The organism is Pseudomonas sp. LB3P58 (genome assembly GCF_054897895.1).
In genome coordinates this window covers 2,838,303-2,859,457 of sequence record NZ_JBUBVE010000001.1, presented here as the reverse complement: position 1 = coordinate 2,859,457, position 21,155 = coordinate 2,838,303, and the positions used below count along the sequence as shown (strand labels likewise).

Below are 21,155 nucleotides of genomic sequence, written 5' to 3'. Positions count from 1 at the left end.
CTCCTACAGGGGATCAGTGCTTACAGGCCCAGGTCGGACAGACCTGGATGGTCGTCAGGCCGACGGCCCAGCGGCCAGTGGAACTTGCGGTCGCTTTCCTTGATCGGCAAGTCGTTGATGCAGGCAAACCGATTGGCCATCAAACCGTTCTCGTCGAACTCCCAGTTTTCGTTGCCGTAGGAACGGAACCAGTTGCCCGAGTCGTCGTGCCATTCGTAGGCATAACGCACGGCGATGCGGTTGCCGGTAAAGGCCCAAAGTTCTTTGATCAGGCGGTAATCCAGTTCCTTGGCCCATTTTCGCGTCAGGAAACCTTTGGCTTCTTCGCGGTTGTAGGCGAACTCGGCGCGGTTACGCCATTTGGTGTCGAGGGTGTAGGCCAGCGATACGCGTTCCGGGTCGCGGGAGTTCCAGCCGTCTTCGGCCAGACGTACTTTTTCGATGGCCGATTCACGGGTGAATGGCGGCAATGGCGGACGAACTTCGGCATTAGACATTAATAGTCTCCCTATCAAAGTAAAGTTCTAGCAAGTTGTCGGGCTTGATTAAAGTGTTACAGGTCCAATAACTTTCGCGCCATGCATTGCGCATTATCGGCGGCACTGTGATCACCCATGACAAGCGCCACGGTAATGGCACCGTCGATCAGGATCAGCAGCTGTTTGGCCAGCGTCTCCGGGTCTGTGGCGCCATGTTCGGTGCAGAGCTCGCGCACGTAGTCGAGCAGCTTCTGTTTGTGGTCTTTGGCGACCAGGCGAACCGGGTCTTGCGGGTCGCCAGTTTCGCCGCTGGTATTGATGAATGCACAGCCACGGAAGCCTTCAGAGGCGAACCAGGCCTTGAGTACGGTAAACAGGTTGAGCAGCCGGTCGGCCGGTGTTTCAGCCTGGTCGACTTCGCTTCTGTACCAATGCATCCAGCGCACATCACGGCGCTGCAGGGCCGCGACGGTGAGCTCCTCCTTGTTGGCGAAGTAGCGGTAAATACTCTTTCTGGAGACGCCGGCGGTTTTCACCAGAAGATCCATCCCGGTGGCAGCGATGCCACTTTTGTAGATCAACTTTTCGGTGACATCCAGAATGATGTCGCGTGTGTCGTTGCTGGTTATTTCGTTCATGTGGCGAACAGTAGAACGATCGTTCTCCTTGGTCAAGCGGATATTTTCGTTGCCTACAAAATTGCTATCGCGAGCAAGCTCGCTCCCACAGGGGAATGCATTTTAATGTGGGAGCGAGCTTGCTCGCGATGGGGCCATTACAGTCAGTAACAAGACCCGAACCGATCCATGGTGTAAGCTCTCGGGTTCTTCGGATTCGACCTTTTTGCGAGCCCTATGCCGTCGCTTTTCAAACGCTCTCTGCTGCCCAAACTGCGCAGTTTTCCGCTGACCGCCGATGCCGTCACCATTCTTTCCGGCGCTGCCGAGTTCCGCCGTTGCCTGCTGGAAAAAATCGCCAGCGCCACCCGGCGCATTTATATCGTCGCGCTCTATCTGCAACAGGATGAAGCCGGCCAGGAAATTCTCGATGCCTTGCACGCGGCCAAACTGGCGCGTCCGGAACTGGACGTGGTGGTGGTCGTTGACTGGCTGCGCGCCCAGCGCGGCTTGATCGGCGCCGGCAAGCAGCCGGGCAATTCGGCCTGGTATCAGGAAACCACCCGCACTCATGCCAGTGAAGTCCCGGTGTATGGCGTTCCCGTGCAGACCCGAGAGCTGTTCGGCGTGCTGCATTTGAAAGGCTTCGTGATCGATGACTATGTGATCTACAGCGGCGCGAGCCTGAACAACGTCTATCTGCACAAGTTCGACAAATACCGCTACGACCGATATCACGTGCTGCAGAACAGCGCTCTGGCCGATTCGATGCAGCACCTGGTCCAGCACGGTCTGATCGCCTCCAAAGCGGTGCATCGTCTCGATTTGCCGAACCTGCCGACCACCCGCAGCCTGCGCAACGACATCGGCGACTTGCGCAGCCGCCTCAAGCACGCGGCGTACGACACCACGACAGGCACCACGGAAAAGGGTGGCTTGTCGGTCAGCCCATTGCTCGGTGTCGGCAAGAACAACCCGTTGAGCCGGGTGATTTGCGAGTTGATCGCCAGCGCTCAGCATCAACTGACCATCTGCACGCCGTACTTCAACCTGCCGCTGCCCGTGACCCGGGAAATCAACCGGGCACTGGCGCGGGGCGTGAAGATCGACATCATCGTCGGCGACAAGACGGCCAACGACTTCTACATCCCGCCGAGCGAACCGTTCAAGGTGATTTCGGCGCTGCCGTACCTTTACGAGATCAGCCTGCGGCGTTTCGCCAAGCGTCATCATCGCAGCGTCGACAGCGGCCAGTTGAACCTGCATCTGTGGCGTGACGGCGACAACACCTACCACCTCAAGGGCATGTGGATCGATCAGCGCTACACCTTGCTGACCGGCAACAACCTCAACCCGCGGGCATTCCGACTCGATCTGGAAAACGCCTTGCTGATTGATGATCCGAAAGGCGAACTGCTGGAGCCGCGACGTATAGAGCTGGCGGAGATTTTCGAGAACACCCGCCGCATCGAGCGTTATCAGGAACTGGAAACGCTGCTGGAATACCCGGCGGGGGTGGCCAAGTTTCTCAAGCGCGTGAGTCGTGTGCGGATCGAGCGGTTGCTCTATCGGATTCTCTGAATCGGGATCGTCCACGCCTTAAGGAAAAGGCGTGGAGTTTCTATTCAAGTGTTTTTGCGTTTTAATGATGGCCACTATTGTGCTATCGCTGTGTCCGCCAAAATACGCCTTCGAGGCACAGGACAGATAGCTCGAATCACGGACGATTATGTCAAAAGATACCGCTCGATCCTCTCCCGAACAGATCCGTTACGCAGAGAAATTATCCAAACAGACAGGCACTCCTCTGTCTGCCGAGGTGCGTGACGATAAAGCCAAATGCCACGCTTTTATCTCGCAATGTAAAGCGGCGCTCGCTGCCCCTTCACCCCAACCCTCGGCACCTGCACTGCCTACCGATCCTCAACGCAAGTATGCCAATAGCATTGCCAAGACCTTGTCTAAGCTGATCACACCCCAACAATTGGCCGAGGCCCTGAAGAGCGCCGCTGCGTGTAACGATTTTATCAGGGCTCACGAGGCTCCGTTCATTGAAGCAAAAGCCCTGCTCAAAACCAGGCAGGATCTTGAACAGGCTATCAGGGACCTTGAAATCATTACCCCGGCTTTGCGCAAGAGCGTGGCTGAGGCGCCTTCTGATCAGGAGAAACTCTCCGTGATCAACGATTACAAGGCGCCGGGTAAAAGCGGTTTCACCCAACTGGACGCGACGAAGCTTGAGTCCATCAACCTCAAACTGGTCGGCTATTGGCTCGAGGGGCTAAAAACCACGGCTTTCGATGCAATGGGTGTACTCGACAATCTGTTGGGAGATAAACCCAGCCTTCCATTCAATGTTGATGAGATTGAACAGCGATTCCTGAGCGAACCCTGTGAAGGGTTGGATTTTGAGCAGTCACAATATCCGCCCGTTCGACACTTGGTGTTCAAACTTGAAAAGACAGTCCGTAACGAGCTGTTTAGCACGGTGTTGAGCGTGCTCCCTCTGCAAGCGGTAGCGCTCCCGGAATCCGATGTTTGTGGTTGGGCGCTGTCCAGAGAGCGTGTACCGTTGTTCAATCGCAACCTGCTGGGCGAGGTCAGCCGCCTGCCAGGTCTATTGTTCGATGAGGTCGAAGCTTTTGACCAGTGGGTTCATCAGCAAATGTCGATCAAGAGTGAGGGCACAGAAGGACTGTCGTCCGGACAAACCCTGAACGGCGCGCTGAAACTGTGGGATGACGCGTTCAAGGTGCTCTCTGGCTCGCAAGGTGTAAAGGACTGGATCAAGCGCTTTCGCCAGACCCAGGCCAATTTTCCCGCGTTGAAAAACTACAAGCCGGTATTTGCCTTGGTAGATGGGGGCGCTGTCAAAGGGGCGTCCCAGCATGTGTGCAATGCCTACGAGCAACTGTTAGCAGACACGCCGCTGATGGATAGCGATGAGTTCGGCCTGTTCAAGCGGATGTCGCAGATCGACAGCACCGGCAATCTTCAGCCCTACGACCCTTTATATGAGCAGCATTCACTGGACCATCTTTTGGCCTACTTCGGTCATATGGATTCGTTCAAGAACGGCAAGCGCGAGGCTTACGCGCTGGATCCGGCGCAACGCGATTCACTGATCGCTCTGGCAAACACCAATGCGGGCCAGTTGCTTGCCGTCAACGGGCCGCCTGGCACCGGAAAGACCAGCCTGTTGCGCGGCGTGATTGCCAGTGCCTGGGTCCAGCCGCTGTTATCGGAACACCGTGAGCCAGCCTGCCCGGTGATTCTCGCGTGTGCGGCGACCACTCAGGCAGTGACCAATGTCATCTCCAGTTTTCAGGAGACGCCGGGGCAACCGCTGTTTGATGCAGGCGGCGAACGGGTCGACAGCGTTTCGGTCACTCTGGACAGTCGTTGGTTACCCCATCTGAACTCATACGGCTGGTTTGCACCGCCCAGCGAAAAAAATGTAAAAAGCGAGTATGGGCATTACCAATGGGTCACACGGAAAACTCATCAAGCCCCTTGGACATTCAGTGGTGGTGTCAAAGCTTTTGAAGGCATTAGTACGCAGAAACTCGAAGCAGGTTATTTGCGCTGCGCGCAGGACCACTTTGGCGAATCGTTGAGTCTCGATGCTGTGGTCGATCGCCTCCATGATCAAGTTCGAACTGGCCATCGCGGTATTGTCGAGTTGCATCGGCGCTTGACTCAGTGGCTGGCTCAACTATCAGGGCTCGAACACGTTGCGCCCTGGACCGCCCGCCAGGAAGTCGCGCGTCAACAACTGCGGGTGCATCAGCAGGGTCGCAACGCAGAGTACGACCAGCGCAGACAACTGCAGCGTGAAATCGAAGGGCTCAATGCCAGGCTTGCCCGGCTTGAGCCGATTATCGACTTCGATCAACTGAGCACTGGCTATGCGCGGTTGCTGGAACAACTACCGGCGGATGATGCACTCAACAGTCATAGTACTTATACCCATACCCGACAAACCCTGGAAATGGCGAACCAGGTCGGCACCAAGATCAAAAAATTGCATATCGGCAGCGTCATGCAATGGATTGAAGACAAAGTGGAAGCCATTTTCTCCCCCGGCACCCATGACCGGCGTCTTGCGGAAGTGGCTGAGGTTTTGAAGGCTTGTGGGGTGACTGTTTTGACTGGAAAGCCTGGCTATGAAGAATATGCCGGCTTGTTGGCAGTCCGCATTCAAGCGCTGCAGAGTCAAATGCAAGAGCAGGCGGCCGAAGGCTTGTCGATGTACATGAGCCGCTACGCCGTCGGCTTGCCGATGGAAGCGCAGCAACGCAGTCGCTGGGCAGAGCGGGTGGAAGCCCACCGTCGCGATTTGCGACAGGTGAGGGCAGAGCACATGGTCCGGCTCCGAGAGCTGGAGCAACAACACGCAGATGTTGATGCGCAGTTGTCCGAACTCGATCAACAATGGAACAACTATCAGGCCGTTTGTGAGCAATTGGCGTTGGTGCGTGATGCGCTGGAGCAGTCGCTGCATCAGTTGGGCCTGGACCCGACGCAACCGTCGGTGCTGATCCACAGCATGGATTGCGTTGGTGCTAGCAGACAGGCCGGTCAGGCCCCCTCGGCAGATTTTTTCAAACACATGGCGATGCTGCTCAAACAGTTACAGGACTGGCTTGACGTAAACGTGCGCACAGCATTGTTCCATGGCGCAGCACGTTACTGGGAAGGGCGCTACATTCTTTCGCGTCACGCCAAGGCGAAAAACCTGAAAAAAGACGAGACGTGGGTGGCCTCCAATGCCATGCAATTGCGCGAACTGGCAATGCTGGCCCCGGTGTTTGTCGTCACCGCTTATTCAGCGCCCAAGCTGATGCGATGCGACGTAAGGGATTTGAGCGCCCAGTCTCAACCTTATCTGTTCGGGATAGCGGATTTGCTGATCGTCGACGAGGCCGGGCAGGGCTCTCCCGAGATCGGCGCCAGTGCGTTCATGTTCGCTCGCAAGGCCATTGTGGTTGGCGACGTTGCTCAACTGGAACCCGTGTGGGCCATGGAGAAGGCCAGCGATGCCAGTCTGGTGCAGCGATTCGAACTCGCGCCACAAAACGTTGCCTTGGATCTGTCCCCCTATCAGGCACTGGAAGCCAGTGGTGCGTTGCTCGCCAGTGGCAGCGTGATGCGCATGGCACAGAAAGTTTCGCAGTGGTTTAACCCAGCCTTTACCGAAGCACCGGGACTCACCCTGACCAACCATTATCGCTGCCTCAAGCCCATCATCTCGATTTGCAACGACATGGTGTACGGGGGGGATCTTACGGTAGTGACGCGTGCACCCAAGACGTTCTGGCGACCAGAATTGAAACGACTCGGTTTCCTCGTGACGGAGGAGGTCAAAGAGACCAAGCACCCCACCGGGTCGCGACGCAACGAAAAGGAAGCAAAGTGTATCGCTCAGTGGATTCATGAGAATGAAGCCAGCCTGGTCCGGCATTATGGCGAACCGTTGGCCAAGGTTGTGGCTATTGTTACGCCGTTCAAAGGACAAGTCCCGATCCTCAAGCGTGCGCTCGCAGAACGCTACGGCGTTCAACACAACATGGATGACAAAACCGCGCTGCACAACGTGATGGTGATCGATACGGTGCACTCGTTGCAGGGTGCAGAAAAGCAAATCGTGATATTTGCGATGGTCGATACCCATGAACCGGGTATCAAGCATTTTTATGATAAAGGCGCGAACCTCATCAATGTCGCTGTTTCGCGGGCCAAGGAAATGTTCATCGTGGCGTTGTCGCAAAACGCCCTCAATTATGGCCGTAGCTTGACGCCCGACACCCTGGGAAAACCCAGCGACCACTTGTGGCACGCCATTGCCACTTCTGGTTCGCGGCTCAATCACCGTCGTTTGGTACTGATGGAGTCACCGAACAAGCGCGACGCCATTCATGCCGCTCTGGGCGATGGCATCGAATGGGAAATGCAGGCTACCGGAGGGCACATCTCACAGTTGGAACAGCCGGAGAAGTGGGATGCCAGTCTGGCGTCCAAACCGGTCTGGGGCCCATTGAGCGAGACGGGCCAGAGGGTTTTCGAACGTGTGGCCAACTTGTGGCCCGACCTGGAGACGGTGTACCTGGCAACCGATGCTGATGCCGAAGGTGAGCTGATTGCCTGGCATTGCCTTCGGGTTTTGCAGGAGCGTCTGGCGTCGGCGAACCTTGTCTCGGCCAGTGGTGGTCCCGAAATCAAACGCGTGCGCTTCAATAACCTTGATCCCGCGATCCTGCGCGACGCCTTTGAACAGACGGCGCAGGGGTTGGACTCCGGGCTGGTTAAAAGTGCGCTGACACGGAGTCTGCTCGACCACCTGTTGCGTACACAGTACCCGGCGAGGATCGGCCGCGGCGGGCCGAACTTGCCGGCCCAAGGCATTGGCCGTGTACAGTTGGGCGTGCTGGATCTCGTCGAACAGGCGACGCAGAAACCGGCCGAATATGCGGTGCAGGTGGAGATTCCCCTTGAGGACGGTCGAGCGTTGAAAACCTTCGCCTGCCCATCTTCGGAAGAGCCAGCCTCGATCTGGCAGACCATGGATCCGGCTGCTGCTGACAAGGCACTGAAGCTCATCGAGCAAAAATTGCAACGACATGTCGGCGATATCACGTTGCAGGTCTCGTTGGCCCCCTTGCAACAGCTGGACACTTACCCCGCGCTCAACACCGCACGGATGTTGGCTTTGGGTTGGCGCGCCAGGCGACTTTGGCCGGAACGTGTCATGGAAGCGCTGCAGGCGCTCTATGAAGGGCAAACAGCAATTTCCGAGGCCAAAGCGGATACAACAGCGCCGGTATTTCTCGAGTTGGAGAGCCGCCAATGACCTCGCACCACACGTCGGCACACCCGATGCTCGAACCGCTCGACTATCGGCTAACCCCCAAAGTAGCGGCGGCGACACTGGACGGTGACTTGCTGCAGGTCTATCAGCTTTTATGGAATGCAGCGGTCGCCAGTGCCATGGATGGGCCGGCGCTGCGCCAGCAATTACTGGAAATCCGCCTGCAGCCCGTCGGTCACACCCCCGACAGTACGCCCGACCTGCTGCTGCAAGCCGTCCAGGAAATCTGTATTGATCCTGGCTGGCGAGAACTGCTGCCCGGCGAAGGTGCACTGGCACAAAACGGTTTTACCTCGTTCCTGTACCCGTTTCCTGCCAATCTGAATTGCATGCTTGAGGCATTGCCGCCAGGGCAGAGAGGGACGGCTGGCACAAGGCTGCATGGCCCCCAGGCCTGCATCGGTTTGCGAAGTCTGTTACCCGAGGTCTCGCAATGGCGGGTGAGTAAAGTGAACCTCACTCCGGGCCTGGGCATGGATCAGCTTTTGGGCCAAATGGCCGAGAACGCCGTCGGACGTCCGTCGACCTTCGCCAGTTCGCTTCAACGGGCGATGAAAAATGATTTGATCGTTGCCAAAGGTGAATGCCTGGAAGTGGGCGAGCTGGGTCGATGGATTCTGGACGATGTCGCGCTTCACCCGCAGGTTGGTGCGTTGAGTGCCGCCTATAGCCAGGATCTGGACGCCGCGCTCAAGAACGTTGAGTCGGACCAGGCACAAGCCGGTCGCGTGCTCAATGAATTCAGCCGGCGTGCTTTAGGACAAGCCACTGAGTTGGCCGACTGGCTCGATGAACTGGTCATTGACGGTGAGAGCCTGACTCAGGCCCTGTCCCGCGCTGAAGCTCGACTGCCTTCGGCCAATAGCTGGGAAGCTGTAAGCCTGCCATCCGGGCTCGCCCCACGGTTGCTGACTCGTCACCATGGGGAAGCGATAGCGCTGCGCGAGGAGATCGATGGCCTGTTCGCTCAGGCTGATCACTCCCAATGGATTCGTTTCAGTGCTCGCCAGCGGGCTGCCTGCCGGACCGCCGCATTGCAGCTGTGTGAGGCACATTCGACGGAGCGGTGGCCGGCGCTGGTCTGTCGGGACATTGCCTGGCGCAGTTGGGTGGACCTGGGGCCCGAAGAGGCACCCTTTGATACCCAGGACCTCCACGCGGCTCACCAACATATTCAAGCATTGCCTGATGACATATGTACAAGTCTGATGTGCAAGGCTGCCATTGCCCAATCGTTTATCTGATGCCGCCGAGATCCTTATGACAAGTCTGATTACCTATCCACGCACGGCGGCCGAACTCAAAGCAGTCATCGCTCAAGGCTATGACGAAGTCATGAAGCTGATGCGCGATAACAAGTTGCGGGTCAACTTGAAACGTTTTCTGCAGGTCCTGTTCAGGACTCGCAAACATGATGATAAAACGCTGGAGATGTTTAATCGAAGACTGCTGGACTGGCAAGATGCGCGCAGGCAGGCCGGCGAGCCTGACGCCACATTGGTCTATCACGAAACGGGTGTGCGTCTACTGATCGGGTTTACCTTTGAACATTTCAAGTTCGAGAAAAAACCTGATCGCACGCTGTATGTCCGCGAGCGCGATAAAGAGTATCCGAATATCAAGCGGAAATGGCTCAAGGAGATTGCCGTGAGCCATGCTCAAGTGTTGCTCGATGCCGGTTTCCCGCAGGTTGTCATCGACAAGATGGCACGCGACGGCCTCGGCCCGATCGTCGGCGGCAAAGCTTATCAGGTGCACCACCGCAAGCCCCTGGATGATGGCGGTGATAACAACACGGATAACTTCATACTCATTCGTAACGACGTGGAACATCGAGCGGTGCATGGTCACTACAACCCCGCAGAGCTAAGCATTGACCGTCTCAAGCCTGGCGAATCGGTGATGGTCGCGTTACCGACACCACCGGCAGATTCTATCGTCTATCCCAACGCAGCCATGAGCTACGATTCGGAACGCGTGGCGAATGTCGATCTGTTGAGTATTTATGATGACCATTGAATCGCTGGTCGATCGCATGACCGATGACTTGCTGCCAAGCGAAGTGCCGGCCATTCCGCAATCCTGTCCCGAGCAGGCCATAGTGCAGGCCGAAACCGCTTTCAAACAGGCATTCGGCTTGGAGTTTCCAGAGGTCTATAAGCGAGTACTGCGGCGGGCGAACGGTGTACTGCATAACGGCTTGATCATTTGGCCAGCCGTGACTGAACCACTGTTTCAAGAAACCCTGCTGGAGGCTAACAGCGATTTGCGCGACACCTTCAGTGCAGACTTTATCTACTTTGGGCAACTGGACGAAGAGTTGTACGTACTGGAGCTGGCCAGCCAGACCTACTGCGCGATCGAGTTCGTCGGTAAACCGGTTTGGAAGCGCTTCCGGGATGCCCTGGAGATGTTCGAGTTCATGCTCGAACGTGCGTGGAGTGCATAAGGCGCTGGGGCTCACGCATCCGGAACACGGAGGGTGACGGGATCCCGGCGCAGTTAAGCGTTGCTGATAATACCTTCGCGAGCAAGCCCGGTATCACAGCGGTTTTGCTCACGAAGTAGCTTGCCCAGGTGCTGAACGTTTTAATTCAACCCCAACTTCCCACGCAACGTCGACAAATCCTCAGCCAGCGTATTCACCGGCCCGACCAGCGCCTTGCGGTCGTTTTCCTTCACCTTGTCATACGTCTCGAAACCACCGTCTTTGGTTTTGTACTTGGCCAGCGTCTTGTTCACTGTCGCGAAGTTCTTGTCGACTTTGGCAATGAAGGCCGCGTCTTGCTTTTCGATCTGCGGACGGAACAAATCGACGATTTTCTTCGCGCCGTCGATGTTGCCCTGGAAGTCATACAGGTCGGTGTGGCTGTAGCGATCTTCTTCACCGGAGATCTTGGTCGCAGCAACTTCTTCAAGCAGCGCCGCAGCGCCGCCCACCACTTTTTCCGGCGGGAAGGTCAGGCCGGCGACGCGGGTTTGCAGGTCTTTCACGTCTTTGTTCAAGCCATCGGCCAGTTCGCCAAGGCCCTTTGTGCTGTTTTCCGAAAACAGCGAGTATTCGATGCGGTGGAAACCGGTGAAGTCGGAGGCGCCCACGCCTTTTTCGTGGTCATCGACACGGGAGTCGATGGACGCGTCCAAGTCACTGAACAACTCGGCAATCGGCTCGATCGACTCGTAGTAGACGCGGGTCGAGGCGTAGAGCTTTTTGGCGGTGGCCAGGTCACCTTTTTTCACGGCGTCGGTGAACTGTTGGGTGTGGCTGGCCAGCTCATCGAGCTGTTCAGTCACGTAAATCTTGTAGTCCGAGATCGGCCCCACCAACTCCAGCGGTGCCGTCGCCGCGAAAGCCGAAAGCGGGGTGTTGAGCAAACCAAGGGTCAGCAGTAACGCGAGTGGCGACTTTTTCATGGGGCGGTTCCGTGGTGGGGGTTGGTTATGCGGTTGCTTTTGGCTGAAGAGTTGGTTGCGTGGCGTCAAGCAGCGAACGACCGATGAAGTCCTTGTCATCCGTCACGCCGGGCAGGGTGAAGAAGTAGCCGCCGCCAACCGGTTTGAGGTATTCCTCGAGCGGCTCACCGTTGAGTCGGGTTTGCACGGTGATGAAGCCTTTTTGCAGATCCGCCTGATAGCAGATGAACAGCAGGCCCATGTCCAGCTGACCGTTCTTGTTCACGCCGTTGGAGTAGTTGAACGGCCGGCGCAGGATCAGGTTGGCCTGGGTCGCGGCGGTGCGAGGGTTGGCCAGGCGGATATGCGCATCGAGCTTGGTCAGCTTGCCTTCCGGGTCCTTGGCATAGTCCGGGACCTGGGTTTCATGCTCGCCGCCCATGGGTGCGCCGGTGCTCTTGACCCGGCCGAGAATGCTTTCCTGTTCCTGCAGCGGCGTGCGGTCCCAACGCTCGACGAAGTTGCGGATGATCCGCACGGCCTGATAGCTGCCATTGGCCGCCCAGGCCGGTTCGTCGCAGCCGGGCTGGACCCAAACGATGCTGTTCATGGCCTTGGTATCGTTGGAATTCGGGTTGGCCGAGCCGTCGCGAAAACCGAGAAAGTTGCGTGCACTTTGCGCGGGCACGCCGGGTTTCGCCGGGGCTTGCGCCGGCACGCTGCCTTCCTGTTTCCAGCGCACCAGGAGCAAGTCCGGCAGGTTTTTCACGATGTCGCGCAGGGCGTGGATGTTGGTGTCGGTGGTGTTGGAGCAGAACTGCAAACTGAGATCGCCGTGGCAGCAATCGGCTTCCAGCGCATCATTGGGAAAACCGACCATGCGGATCAGACGCTTGGGTTTGGCGGCGGCCAGGCCGAAGCGTTCATCGAACAGCGACTCGCCCACCGACACGGTGATGGTCAGGTTGTCCGGCGTGACGACCGGGCCAAGAATCCCCGAATCCATCGGCGGCAGTTTCGGATCGACCTGCGTGACCGGGCCGCCCTTCATCAGGAAGGCGATGCGCTCGTTGAGGGTGCGGAACAAACGCTCCAGGTCTTCGCGGTCGCTGGCCAATACATCAAACGACACCAACATGCCGCAGGCCGGGCGTGGGGTGACGATGCCGGTCTGGTGTTTGCCGTGGAACGCGTGGCGGTCTTCGGTCTTGTCGCTGCTCGGCGCTTCGGTCACTTGCGCCGGGCTGGCGGCCATGGCCGGGCAACTGAGTGCGGTGCCGGCCAATGCCACGCCAGCGGCGCCCATGCCCATCAATACCCTGCGACGCTGGAGGTTGAATTGCTCTGAATCGTTCATCGGTTTGTTCTTCTTACAGGCCGGAAAGGCCAAGGGCGGGATCGATTCCATCGAGTGCGTCGGCCAGAACCTTGGCCTTGTCGGCGATCTGTTTGCGCTGCTCGACACTGACGCTGTCGTAGCTCGCATAGCCGTCATTGACCTTGAAGCCATTGAGCTCGGCGTCGAGGGCAGTGACGGCGCTGTCGATCTTCGGCAGCAGCTCGGCGGCGGATTTGCTCAGTAAAGGACGCAACAGGTCGACGACTTTGCGGGTGGCGTCGAGGTTGGCGGCAAAACCGTTCAGGTCGGTGTGGCTGTAGTGTTCTTCTTCGCCGCTGCTGGCGCGTACGTCGGCCATGCTGTTGAGATTGCGCACTGCAATGCTCACCAGTTGCTCTGGCGGCAGTGATTGGGCCAGCAGTTGTTGTTTGAGCATGGTGACGTCGGCGATCAGACGCTGGGCGACAGGCATCAGGCCGTCGAGCGAGCGTTGCTGGAACAGTGCGTATTCGATCCGGTGGAAACCGGTGAAGCCCGGATCCTGCTCGCGTTTCTCGAAGTAATCGGCGCGGGCGTTGATCGTGTTGTCCAGCTCGGCCAGACGCTGGGCGGCCGGGGCGATCCGTTGATACGCGGCACGGGCCGGCACATACAAGGCTTGCGCTTGGCTGAGGTCGCCAGCTTCGATAGCGTGTTCAAGGGCGGTGACGGCTTTGATCAGCGCGCTGCTTTGAGTGCTCAGGTAAACGCGGAACTCCGACAATGGGCCAACAAAGGCCACCATCGACGGTTTGGCTTTGGCCGCAGCGTCTGAAGCGGCCGTCGGGCTGACGTGCAAGGTGCCGCGTGGATTGCTCAGCAGGCCGCACGTGATCGCATAGTCACCGGGCAACAGGTTGGCATTGATCACCTGGCTCAGGCCGGGGGTGATGTTTTCCCGTTCTTCGACCACCAGCACACCGTCGAGGATTTCCCATTCAACGGCCCGGTCCGAGCGATTGACGATGCGGAAACTGGCGCGACCGGCCGGGACGCTCAGTGCATTCGGCTCACAGCTGCGCGAATGGATGGTCACCAGCACTTCGTCATGGTTGGTCTGACGCTTGGCGGCGGCCACTTTCGAGGCGTAGTAGAACAGGCCTCCGGCGGCGATCATCACGATCACCGAACCGGCCACCGCCCAACGCAAGGCGCGGGGAGGGGAGGCCTGAGGAGAGGCTTGATTTGGCATGGGTGCCCTTACTGGCTGGAAACTGAAGAAGATTGCTTGGCGGGTGCGGGAGCCGGGAGAACGAACATCACCAGCGCCACCACCAGATAAATCAGATACGCCCCGAGGGTGCTGACCGTAGGCGCGTCCTGGTAACCGAACATCCCGGCCAGCACCGAGCCCAGCGGGTCATCCATCGGCAGCGTTGCGCTGAAGTCGAAGAGCACGGTTTGCAGGTGATTCCACACGCCGGCTTCATGCAGCGCTTGCACCGAGTTGGCGAGGATTCCGGCGGCGACCACCAGAATGAACAACCCGGTCCAGCGGAAGAACGCCCCCAGGTTCAGGCGCATGCTGCCGGTGTAGATCAGGAAACCGACGATGATCGCCAGAATCAGGCCGAGCAGGGCGCCAATCGGTGCCGCCGGGCCTTCGCTCTGCTGGAACACGGCGAGCAGGAAGAACACCGTTTCCAGACCTTCCCGGGCGACGGCGAAAAACACCATGGCGATCAGCGCCGTGACCTGGTGTCTGGAACCGGTCAGCGCCTGATCGAGTGAAGCGTGCAGTGAATGTTTGATTGAGCGCGCGACTTTGCGCATCCAGAACACCATGGAACTGAGAATGCCCACGGCGACCAGGCCGACCACGCCTTCAAACAGTTCCTGTTGTTTTTGCGGGAACTCGGCACTGACCAGTTCCAGGCCACCGCCCACCAGCAGGGCCAGGGCCGCGGCGAGGAAAACGCCAATCCACACCGCCGGCATCCACTGGCCGCGCCCGGTCTGCTTGAGGTAGCTGGCGATGATGCCAACGATCAGCGCGGCTTCTATGCCTTCGCGCAGCATGATCAGAAAAGGAACGAGCATTCAGCACCGTGGTGTCATTCGATAGGGTGCTAATTTGTAACATAATGACACTCATTCCCAAATGGCAGTCATTGGCATTTAGCTGAACCTAACCTGAACAACCCTGAAGATCATGGCTGCGCTAATATGCCGACCACTCAAACAAGAACAAGGCTTGCCTCGGTCAATGTCGGAAAAAGACACCATCTCCATTCAACTGGTGCGTGAAGCGCTGCTGCAAAGTTGCGCCCCCGGAGCGACCACCGATGAGGTGTTGAACAAGGTCGGCATCGATCCGGCGCTGCTGGAAACCACCACTGCCCGCGTGCCGGCCACCGCTTACGCAAGGCTGTGGCGCTTGTTGGCCCGGCGTCGGGACGATGAATTCTTTGGCATGGACCCGCGCAAGCTCAAATCCGGCAGCCTGGAGTTTCTCTGTCGCTGCTCCATGGTCCAGCCGAGCTTGGCCGCGGGCCTGACCTCGGGTTTGAGCTTTCTGTCGTTGATGCTCGAACACCTGCCCGCGCAGTTGGTTCGTCAGCAAAGTCTGGCGGAAATCGTCCTGCTCGAAGACGACCAGGACCCGCGCCGCGCCTTCACCTATTTCACTTACTGGATGATCGTGCACGGCGTCGCCTGCTGGCTGGCGGGGCGGCGGATTCCGATCCTGGCCATCGAGTTGCGCTGCCCGGCACCGGACTTCTGCGATGACTACCAGGTGATGTTCTCCGAGAACCTGCGTTTCGACCGGCCGCGCACGCGGATGATTTTCTCGGCCGAGTGCCTGGACTTGCCGATCAAGCGCAGCCCGGAGGAACTCAAGCGTTTCCTCGCCCATGCGCCGGCCAATATTCTGGTCAAGTACCGCGACCCGGAGAGCCTGGCCAGCCGGATCAAGCACGATTTGCGGCAACTGCCCGCCGAGCACTGGCCGGAAACCGAACCCCTGGCACAACAGCTGTGCATGTCGGCTTCCACCCTGCGTCGACGTTTGGCCGAAGAGGGGCAGACTTACCAGGGGCTCAAGGACAGCGTGCGCAAGGAATTGGCGATTGTTTGGCTGGCGGAGCCTGCCATTAGCTTCGCCGAGATTGCCACGCGCTTGGGCTTTGCCGACGCCAGCTCGTTCTACAAGGCGTTTCGCAAGTGGTCGGGGTCAAATCCCGGGCATTACCGCAGTTTGATCCTCAACGAGGCGAGCTGATCCGGATTTTGTGTTGATTGGTCGGGCGCCTTCGCGAGCAAGCCCGCTCCCACAGTAGTTCTGTGGTGTGAACACTATCTATGTCACACCAACAATCCCCTGTGGGAGCGGGCTTGCTCGCGAAGAGGCCATCCCTGACGACGCATCTCTCAATTCTTGGCCAAACCAGTCACGCAACTTGATAGCTTTGACCATTGTCCCGCGCCCCGCGCAGAGCGAGTATTTCCCAGTTACTCAAGGTTCCCCCAGCCTAATAAAAATACAAAGGGATTCTGGCAATGCGCGATTATTTGTCTGCTACATCACAGTTCAATTATCAGCACACCGTCGACGCCGCACTCGCGGGCGATTTGACTGCCCTTAACGCCTGTGTCGAGTGTTGCGACCGGCATGCCTTGCCGGGGCGCATCGCGCTGTTCTGGGAAGGCCGCGATGGCGCCAGCGCGACCTACACCTTCAGCGACTTGCAGGACAAAGCCGCGCGTTTAGCCAATTTCCTCCTGGCCCAAGGCGTGAAAAAAGGCGACAAGGTTGCCGGTCTCCTGCCACGTAACATCGAACTTTTGATCACCGTCTTCGCCACCTGGCGCATCGGCGCGGTCTACCAGCCGCTGTTCACGGCATTCGGCCCGAAAGCCATCGAACACCGCCTCAGCTCCTCGGGTGCCAAAGTGGTGGTCACCGACGCGGGCAATCGTTCCAAACTCACTGAAGTCGCCGACTGCCCGACCATCGTCACCGTCGCCGGTCCCAAAGGCCAGGGCATCGTCCGCGGCGATTACAGCTTCTGGGCCGAACTGGCCAATTATTCTGCTGAGTGCGAACCGGCCCTGCTGACCGGCGAAGACCCGTTCCTGCTGATGTTCACCTCGGGCACCACCGGTCCGTCGAAAGCGCTGTCCGTTCCGCTCAAGGCCATCGTCGCCTTCCAGAGCTACACCCGTGACGCCGTGGACTTGCGCCCCGAAGACGCCTTCTGGAACGTCGCCGATCCGGGTTGGGCCTATGGCATCTATTTCGGTGTCACAGGTCCCATGGCCATGGGGCATCCGATCACCTTTTACGATGGCCCGTTCACCCTCGAAAGCACCTGCCGGGTGATCAACAAATACGGGATCACCAACCTCACCGGTTCGCCGACGGCCTATCGTCTGTTGATCGCGGGTGGCGACGAGTTCGCCCGCTCGATCAAGGGCAAACTGCGCATCGTCAGCAGCGCCGGCGAGCCGCTGAACCCGGAAGTGATTCGCTGGTTCGCCGACAACCTCGGCGTGGTCATTCACGATCATTACGGCCAGACCGAACTGGGCATGGTCCTGTGCAATCACCATGGCCTCGAGCATCCGATCCACATGGGCGCCGCCGGTTTCGCCTCGCCAGGCCATCGCATCGTGGTGCTGGATGACGAGTACAAAGAACTCGGCGTCGGTCAGCCGGGCATTCTGGCCATCGATCGTACCCAGTCGCCGATGTGCTGGTTCGCCGGTTACGAAGGCGCACCGACCAAGGCCTTCGTCGGCAACTATTACCTGAGCGGCGACACTGTCGAGTGGAACCCGGACGGCAGCATCAGCTTCGTCGGTCGCAGCGACGACGTGATCACCACCTCCGGTTATCGCGTCGGTCCGTTCGACGTGGAAAGTGCGTTGATCGAACACCCGGCAGTGATCGAAGCCGCCGTCGTCGGCAAGCCGGATCCGGAGCGTACCGAGCTGGTGAAAGCCTTCGTGGTGATTTGCTCGCAATACCGCGCAACACCGGAACTGGCCGAAGAACTGCGCCAACACGTGCGCAAACGACTGGCCGCGCACTCGTACCCCCGTGAAATCGAATTTGTCAGCGAGTTGCCGAAAACCCCAAGCGGCAAATTGCAGCGCTTTATCTTGCGCAACCAGGAAATCGCCAAGGCTCAAGAGGCCGCCGCGAAGAACGTTTCAGCTTGAATCCAAGGAAACAATGATGCAGATCGAAAACAAGGTTTTTCTCGTCACCGGCGGTGCGTCCGGCCTCGGTGCGGCCACGGCTGAAATGCTGGTCGCGGCGGGCGCCAAAGTCATGCTGGTGGACATGAACGCCGAAGCCGTTACGGCCCAGGCTGAACGTCTCGGCGCGCAAAGCGTGGTGGCGGATATCAGCAACGAAGCCGCGGCCGAAGCCGCCGTGCAGGCGACGGTCAAAGCCTTCGGTGGCCTGAATGGTCTGGTCAACTGCGCCGGTATCGTGCACGGTGAGAAGATCCTCGGCAAGAACGGCCCGCACGTGTTGGCCAATTTCAGCCAGGTGATCAACGTCAACCTGATCGGCAGCTTCAACATGCTGCGCCTGGCCGCTGCGGCGATTGCCGAAACCGAAGCGGATGCTGACGGCGAGCGTGGCGTGATCATCAACACCGCCTCGGCTGCAGCCTATGACGGCCAGATCGGCCAGGCCGCGTATGCCGCCTCCAAAGGCGCGATCGTCAGCCTGACCTTGCCCGCCGCCCGTGAACTGGCGCGCTTCGGCATCCGCGTGATGACCATCGCCCCGGGCATTTTCGAAACCCCGATGATGGCCGGCATGACCCCGGAAGTCCGCGCGTCCCTGGCGGCTGGCGTACCGTTTCCGCCACGTTTGGGCAAACCTAGCGAGTATGCCGAGCTGGTCAGGCATATCATTGAAAACAGCATGCTCAATGGCGAGGTGATCCGTCTCGACGGTGCCTTGCGCATGGCCGCCAAATAAGGAGGATTTGTCATGACTATTTCCAACGATCCCATTGTTATCGTCAGCGCCGTCCGCACCCCGATGGGCGGTTTCCAGGGCGAACTGAAAAGCCTGACCGCACCGCAACTCGGTGCTGCGGCGATTCGCGCTGCTGTCGAGCGCGCCGGTGTGGCGCCAGACTCGGTTGAAGAAGTGCTGTTCGGTTGCGTCCTGTCCGCCGGCCTCGGCCAGGCGCCGGCGCGCCAAGCCGCATTGGGCGCCGGGCTGGATAAATCGACCCGCTGCACCACCCTGAACAAAATGTGCGGTTCGGGCATGGAAGCGGCCATTCTGGCCCACGACATGCTGGTGGCCGGCAGCGCCGACGTGGTTGTCGCCGGCGGCATGGAAAGCATGTCCAACGCGCCGTATCTGCTGGACCGCGCCCGCAGCGGTTACCGCATGGGCCATGGTCGTGTGCTTGATCACATGTTCCTTGACGGTCTGGAAGACGCTTACGACAAAGGTCGCCTGATGGGCACCTACGCCGAGGATTGCGCTGAAACCAACGGTTTCACCCGTGAAGCTCAGGACGCGTTTGCCATTGCCTCGACCACCCGCGCACAGCAGGCGATCAAGGACGGCAGCTTCAAAGACGAGATCGTGCCGCTCACCGTGACCGTCGGCAAAGAGCAAGTGCTGATCAGCAACGACGAACAGCCACCGAAAGCCAAACTGGACAAGATCGCTTCCTTGAAACCGGCGTTCCGCGACGGCGGCACGGTGACGGCGGCGAACTCCAGCTCCATTTCCGATGGTGCCGCGGCACTGGTGTTGATGCGCCGTTCCGAAGCTGAAAAGCGTGGCCTGAAACCGCTGGCCGTGATTCACGGCCACGCCGCGTTTGCCGACACTCCGGGCCTGTTCCCGGTGGCACCGGTGGGCGCGATCGAGAAGCTGATGAAGAAAACCGGCTGGTCCCTGGACGAAGTCGATCTGGTCGAAGTCAACGAAGCCTTCGCGGTGGTCAGTCTGGTCACCATGACCAAACTGGAAATCCCCCACGAGAAGATCAACGTTCACGGCGGCGCTTGCGCCCTCGGTCACCCGATCGGTGCGTCCGGCGCGCGGATCCTCGTGACCTTGCTCTCGGCCCTGCGCCAGAAAGGCCTGAAACGCGGCGTTGCAGCGATCTGCATCGGCGGCGGCGAAGCTACGGCCATGGCCGTTGAATGCCTGTACTGAGGCTGACACCAATCCCTGTGGGAGCGGGCTTGCTCGCGAAGGCGGTGTGTCATTCAACATTGATGTCGACTGACACGGCCTCTTCGCGAGCAAGCCCGCTCCCACAGGTCTTGTGTTTCAACTTGAATTTTAAGGATTTGGCATGATTCCCAATGACGAACAACTTCAGATCAGCGAAGCGGCCCGGCAGTTTGCCCAGGAACGGCTGAAACCGTTCGCCGCCGAGTGGGACCGTGAGCATCGCTTCCCCAAGGAGGCCATCGGCGAGATGGCGGAACTGGGCTTCTTCGGCATGTTGGTGCCGGAAGAGTGGGGCGGTTGCGACACCGGTTACCTGGCCTACGCCATGGCCCTGGAAGAAATCGCGGCCGGCGACGGCGCCTGCTCGACCATCATGAGCGTGCACAACTCGGTGGGTTGCGTACCGATCCTCAAGTACGGCAACGACGACCAGAAAGAACGCTTCCTCAAACCGTTGGCCAGCGGCTCGATGCTCGGGGCTTTTGCCTTGACCGAACCGCAGGCCGGCTCCGACGCCAGCGGCTTGAAAACCCGTGCCCGTCTGGAAGGCGATCATTACGTGTTGAACGGCTGCAAGCAGTTCATCACGTCCGGGCAGAACGCCGGGGTGGTGATCGTGTTCGCCGTGACTGATCCGAGTGCCGGCAAGCGTGGCATCACGGCGCTGATCGTGCCCACCGATTCGCCGGGCTACAAAGTCGCGCGGGTCGAAGACAAGCTCGGCCAGCACGCGTCCGACACCTGCCAGATTCTGTTCGAAGACGTGAAGGTGCCGGTGGCCAACCGGTTGGGCGAGGAGGGCGAAGGTTATCGAATCGCCCTGGCCAACCTCGAAGGCGGCCGTGTCGGCATCGCCTCGCAATCGGTGGGCATGGCCCGCGCTGCCTTCGAAGCAGCCCGCGACTATGCCCGCGAGCGTGAAAGCTTCGGCAAACCGATCATCGAACATCAAGCGGTCGCGTTCCGCCTGGCGGACATGGCGACCCAAATCGCCGTCGCCCGGCAGATGGTGCATTACGCGGCGGCATTAAGAGACAGTGGCAAACCAGCTTTGGTAGAAGCGTCCATGGCCAAGCTGTTTGCCTCGGAAATGGCCGAGAAAGTCTGTTCCTCGGCGTTGCAAACCCTCGGCGGTTACGGTTACTTGAACGATTTCCCGCTGGAGCGTATCTACCGCGACGTGCGGGTTTGCCAGATCTACGAAGGCACTAGCGATATTCAGCGCATGGTTATTTCGCGCAATCTTTGA

General features: G+C 59.0%; 16 protein-coding genes. 10 read left to right on the top strand and 6 right to left on the bottom strand.

What is annotated here, in order from left to right; genetic code table 11:
• Nucleotides 1-20: 20 nt before the first annotated feature.
• Together ACYZTZ_RS13305 and ACYZTZ_RS13300 are read right to left on the bottom strand one after the other, a co-directional pair.
• Complete coding sequence (locus ACYZTZ_RS13305) at nt 21-497, bottom strand: nuclear transport factor 2 family protein (RefSeq protein ID WP_096511704.1); 477 nt, start codon at nt 495-497, stop codon at nt 21-23.
• A 56-nt stretch (nt 498-553) separates the two neighbouring features.
• A complete protein-coding gene (locus ACYZTZ_RS13300; RefSeq protein WP_008152706.1) occupies nt 554-1,117 on the bottom strand; it encodes a TetR/AcrR family transcriptional regulator in 564 nt (187 codons plus the stop codon).
• Nucleotides 1,118-1,333: 216 nt separating this feature from the next.
• On the opposite strand from ACYZTZ_RS13300, the gene pssA reads away from it, so the two are divergent.
• From pssA to ACYZTZ_RS13275, 5 genes are all read left to right on the top strand, one after another.
• On the top strand, nt 1,334-2,677 hold the full coding sequence (gene pssA, locus ACYZTZ_RS13295) for a CDP-diacylglycerol--serine O-phosphatidyltransferase (RefSeq protein ID WP_461998528.1): 1,344 nt from the start codon (nt 1,334-1,336) through the stop codon (nt 2,675-2,677).
• Between the two features lie 148 nt (nt 2,678-2,825).
• On the top strand, nt 2,826-7,946 hold the full coding sequence (locus ACYZTZ_RS13290; protein ID WP_461998527.1) for an AAA domain-containing protein: 5,121 nt from the start codon (nt 2,826-2,828) through the stop codon (nt 7,944-7,946).
• On the top strand, nt 7,943-9,208 hold the full coding sequence (locus ACYZTZ_RS13285) for a hypothetical protein (protein WP_461998526.1): 1,266 nt from the start codon (nt 7,943-7,945) through the stop codon (nt 9,206-9,208). The genes ACYZTZ_RS13290 and ACYZTZ_RS13285 overlap by 4 nt, the downstream gene beginning before the upstream one ends.
• Before the next feature lie 16 nt (nt 9,209-9,224).
• Entirely contained in the window at nt 9,225-9,983 is a 759-nt protein-coding gene (locus ACYZTZ_RS13280) for an HNH endonuclease signature motif containing protein (protein ID WP_461998525.1), read from the top strand.
• On the top strand, nt 9,970-10,413 hold the full coding sequence (locus tag ACYZTZ_RS13275) for a hypothetical protein (protein WP_461998524.1): 444 nt from the start codon (nt 9,970-9,972) through the stop codon (nt 10,411-10,413). Before ACYZTZ_RS13280 ends, ACYZTZ_RS13275 begins: the two co-directional genes overlap by 14 nt.
• Nucleotides 10,414-10,553: 140 nt before the next feature.
• Here the strand turns inward: ACYZTZ_RS13275 and efeO (ACYZTZ_RS13270) are convergent, their stop codons facing one another.
• Genes efeO (ACYZTZ_RS13270) through efeU form a run of 4 tightly spaced genes read right to left on the bottom strand, consistent with a single transcriptional unit; the run spans nt 10,554 to nt 14,775 of the window.
• Nucleotides 10,554-11,378, bottom strand: coding sequence for an iron uptake system protein EfeO (efeO, locus tag ACYZTZ_RS13270; RefSeq protein WP_461998523.1), 825 nt, complete (start codon nt 11,376-11,378; stop codon nt 10,554-10,556).
• Nucleotides 11,379-11,403: 25 nt separating this feature from the next.
• Entirely contained in the window at nt 11,404-12,714 is a 1,311-nt protein-coding gene (gene efeB / locus ACYZTZ_RS13265; RefSeq protein ID WP_461998522.1) for an iron uptake transporter deferrochelatase/peroxidase subunit, read from the bottom strand.
• A gap of 13 nt (nt 12,715-12,727) precedes the next feature.
• A complete protein-coding gene (gene efeO, locus ACYZTZ_RS13260; RefSeq protein WP_461998521.1) occupies nt 12,728-13,927 on the bottom strand; it encodes an iron uptake system protein EfeO in 1,200 nt (399 codons plus the stop codon).
• Between the two features lie 8 nt (nt 13,928-13,935).
• Nucleotides 13,936-14,775: an iron uptake transporter permease EfeU gene (gene efeU, locus ACYZTZ_RS13255; RefSeq protein WP_461998520.1), complete on the bottom strand. Its 840-nt coding sequence runs from the start codon at nt 14,773-14,775 to the stop codon at nt 13,936-13,938.
• A 166-nt stretch (nt 14,776-14,941) separates the two neighbouring features.
• Between efeU and ACYZTZ_RS13250 the strand changes: the two genes are divergently transcribed.
• From ACYZTZ_RS13250 to ACYZTZ_RS13230, 5 genes are all read left to right on the top strand, one after another.
• Nucleotides 14,942-15,958 carry an AraC family transcriptional regulator gene (locus ACYZTZ_RS13250; protein ID WP_461998519.1) on the top strand — a complete coding sequence of 339 codons (1,017 nt, stop codon included), beginning with the start codon at nt 14,942-14,944 and terminating at the stop codon, nt 15,956-15,958.
• Nucleotides 15,959-16,236: 278 nt separating this feature from the next.
• On the top strand, nt 16,237-17,901 hold the full coding sequence (locus tag ACYZTZ_RS13245) for an AMP-binding protein (RefSeq protein WP_461998518.1): 1,665 nt from the start codon (nt 16,237-16,239) through the stop codon (nt 17,899-17,901).
• A 16-nt stretch (nt 17,902-17,917) separates the two neighbouring features.
• Nucleotides 17,918-18,679 (top strand): SDR family NAD(P)-dependent oxidoreductase, encoded by a 762-nt coding sequence (locus ACYZTZ_RS13240; protein WP_461998517.1) that lies wholly within the window; start codon nt 17,918-17,920, stop codon nt 18,677-18,679.
• A 12-nt stretch (nt 18,680-18,691) separates the two neighbouring features.
• The gene (locus ACYZTZ_RS13235; RefSeq protein ID WP_076031059.1) at nt 18,692-19,885 is read left to right on the top strand and encodes an acetyl-CoA C-acyltransferase; all 1,194 of its coding nucleotides are present in this window, start codon (nt 18,692-18,694) and stop codon (nt 19,883-19,885) included.
• Between the two features lie 142 nt (nt 19,886-20,027).
• Entirely contained in the window at nt 20,028-21,155 is a 1,128-nt protein-coding gene (locus ACYZTZ_RS13230; protein ID WP_046046988.1) for an acyl-CoA dehydrogenase, read from the top strand.

Bases quoted from the DNA above. Each gene is read 5' to 3' on its own strand.
- ACYZTZ_RS13305 (WP_096511704.1), bottom strand. From the start codon at position 497: ATGTCTAATGCCGAAGTTCGTCCGCCATTGCCGCCATTCACCCGTGAA.
- ACYZTZ_RS13300 (WP_008152706.1), bottom strand. From the start codon at position 1,117: ATGAACGAAATAACCAGCAACGACACACGCGACATCATTCTGGATGTC.
- pssA (WP_461998528.1), top strand. From the start codon at position 1,334: ATGCCGTCGCTTTTCAAACGCTCTCTGCTGCCCAAACTGCGCAGTTTT.
- ACYZTZ_RS13290 (WP_461998527.1), top strand. From the start codon at position 2,826: ATGTCAAAAGATACCGCTCGATCCTCTCCCGAACAGATCCGTTACGCA.
- ACYZTZ_RS13285 (WP_461998526.1), top strand. From the start codon at position 7,943: ATGACCTCGCACCACACGTCGGCACACCCGATGCTCGAACCGCTCGAC.
- ACYZTZ_RS13280 (WP_461998525.1), top strand. From the start codon at position 9,225: ATGACAAGTCTGATTACCTATCCACGCACGGCGGCCGAACTCAAAGCA.
- ACYZTZ_RS13275 (WP_461998524.1), top strand. From the start codon at position 9,970: ATGATGACCATTGAATCGCTGGTCGATCGCATGACCGATGACTTGCTG.
- efeO (WP_461998523.1), bottom strand. From the start codon at position 11,378: ATGAAAAAGTCGCCACTCGCGTTACTGCTGACCCTTGGTTTGCTCAAC.
- efeB (WP_461998522.1), bottom strand. From the start codon at position 12,714: ATGAACGATTCAGAGCAATTCAACCTCCAGCGTCGCAGGGTATTGATG.
- efeO (WP_461998521.1), bottom strand. From the start codon at position 13,927: ATGCCAAATCAAGCCTCTCCTCAGGCCTCCCCTCCCCGCGCCTTGCGT.
- efeU (WP_461998520.1), bottom strand. From the start codon at position 14,775: ATGCTCGTTCCTTTTCTGATCATGCTGCGCGAAGGCATAGAAGCCGCG.
- ACYZTZ_RS13250 (WP_461998519.1), top strand. From the start codon at position 14,942: ATGTCGGAAAAAGACACCATCTCCATTCAACTGGTGCGTGAAGCGCTG.
- ACYZTZ_RS13245 (WP_461998518.1), top strand. From the start codon at position 16,237: ATGCGCGATTATTTGTCTGCTACATCACAGTTCAATTATCAGCACACC.
- ACYZTZ_RS13240 (WP_461998517.1), top strand. From the start codon at position 17,918: ATGCAGATCGAAAACAAGGTTTTTCTCGTCACCGGCGGTGCGTCCGGC.
- ACYZTZ_RS13235 (WP_076031059.1), top strand. From the start codon at position 18,692: ATGACTATTTCCAACGATCCCATTGTTATCGTCAGCGCCGTCCGCACC.
- ACYZTZ_RS13230 (WP_046046988.1), top strand. From the start codon at position 20,028: ATGATTCCCAATGACGAACAACTTCAGATCAGCGAAGCGGCCCGGCAG.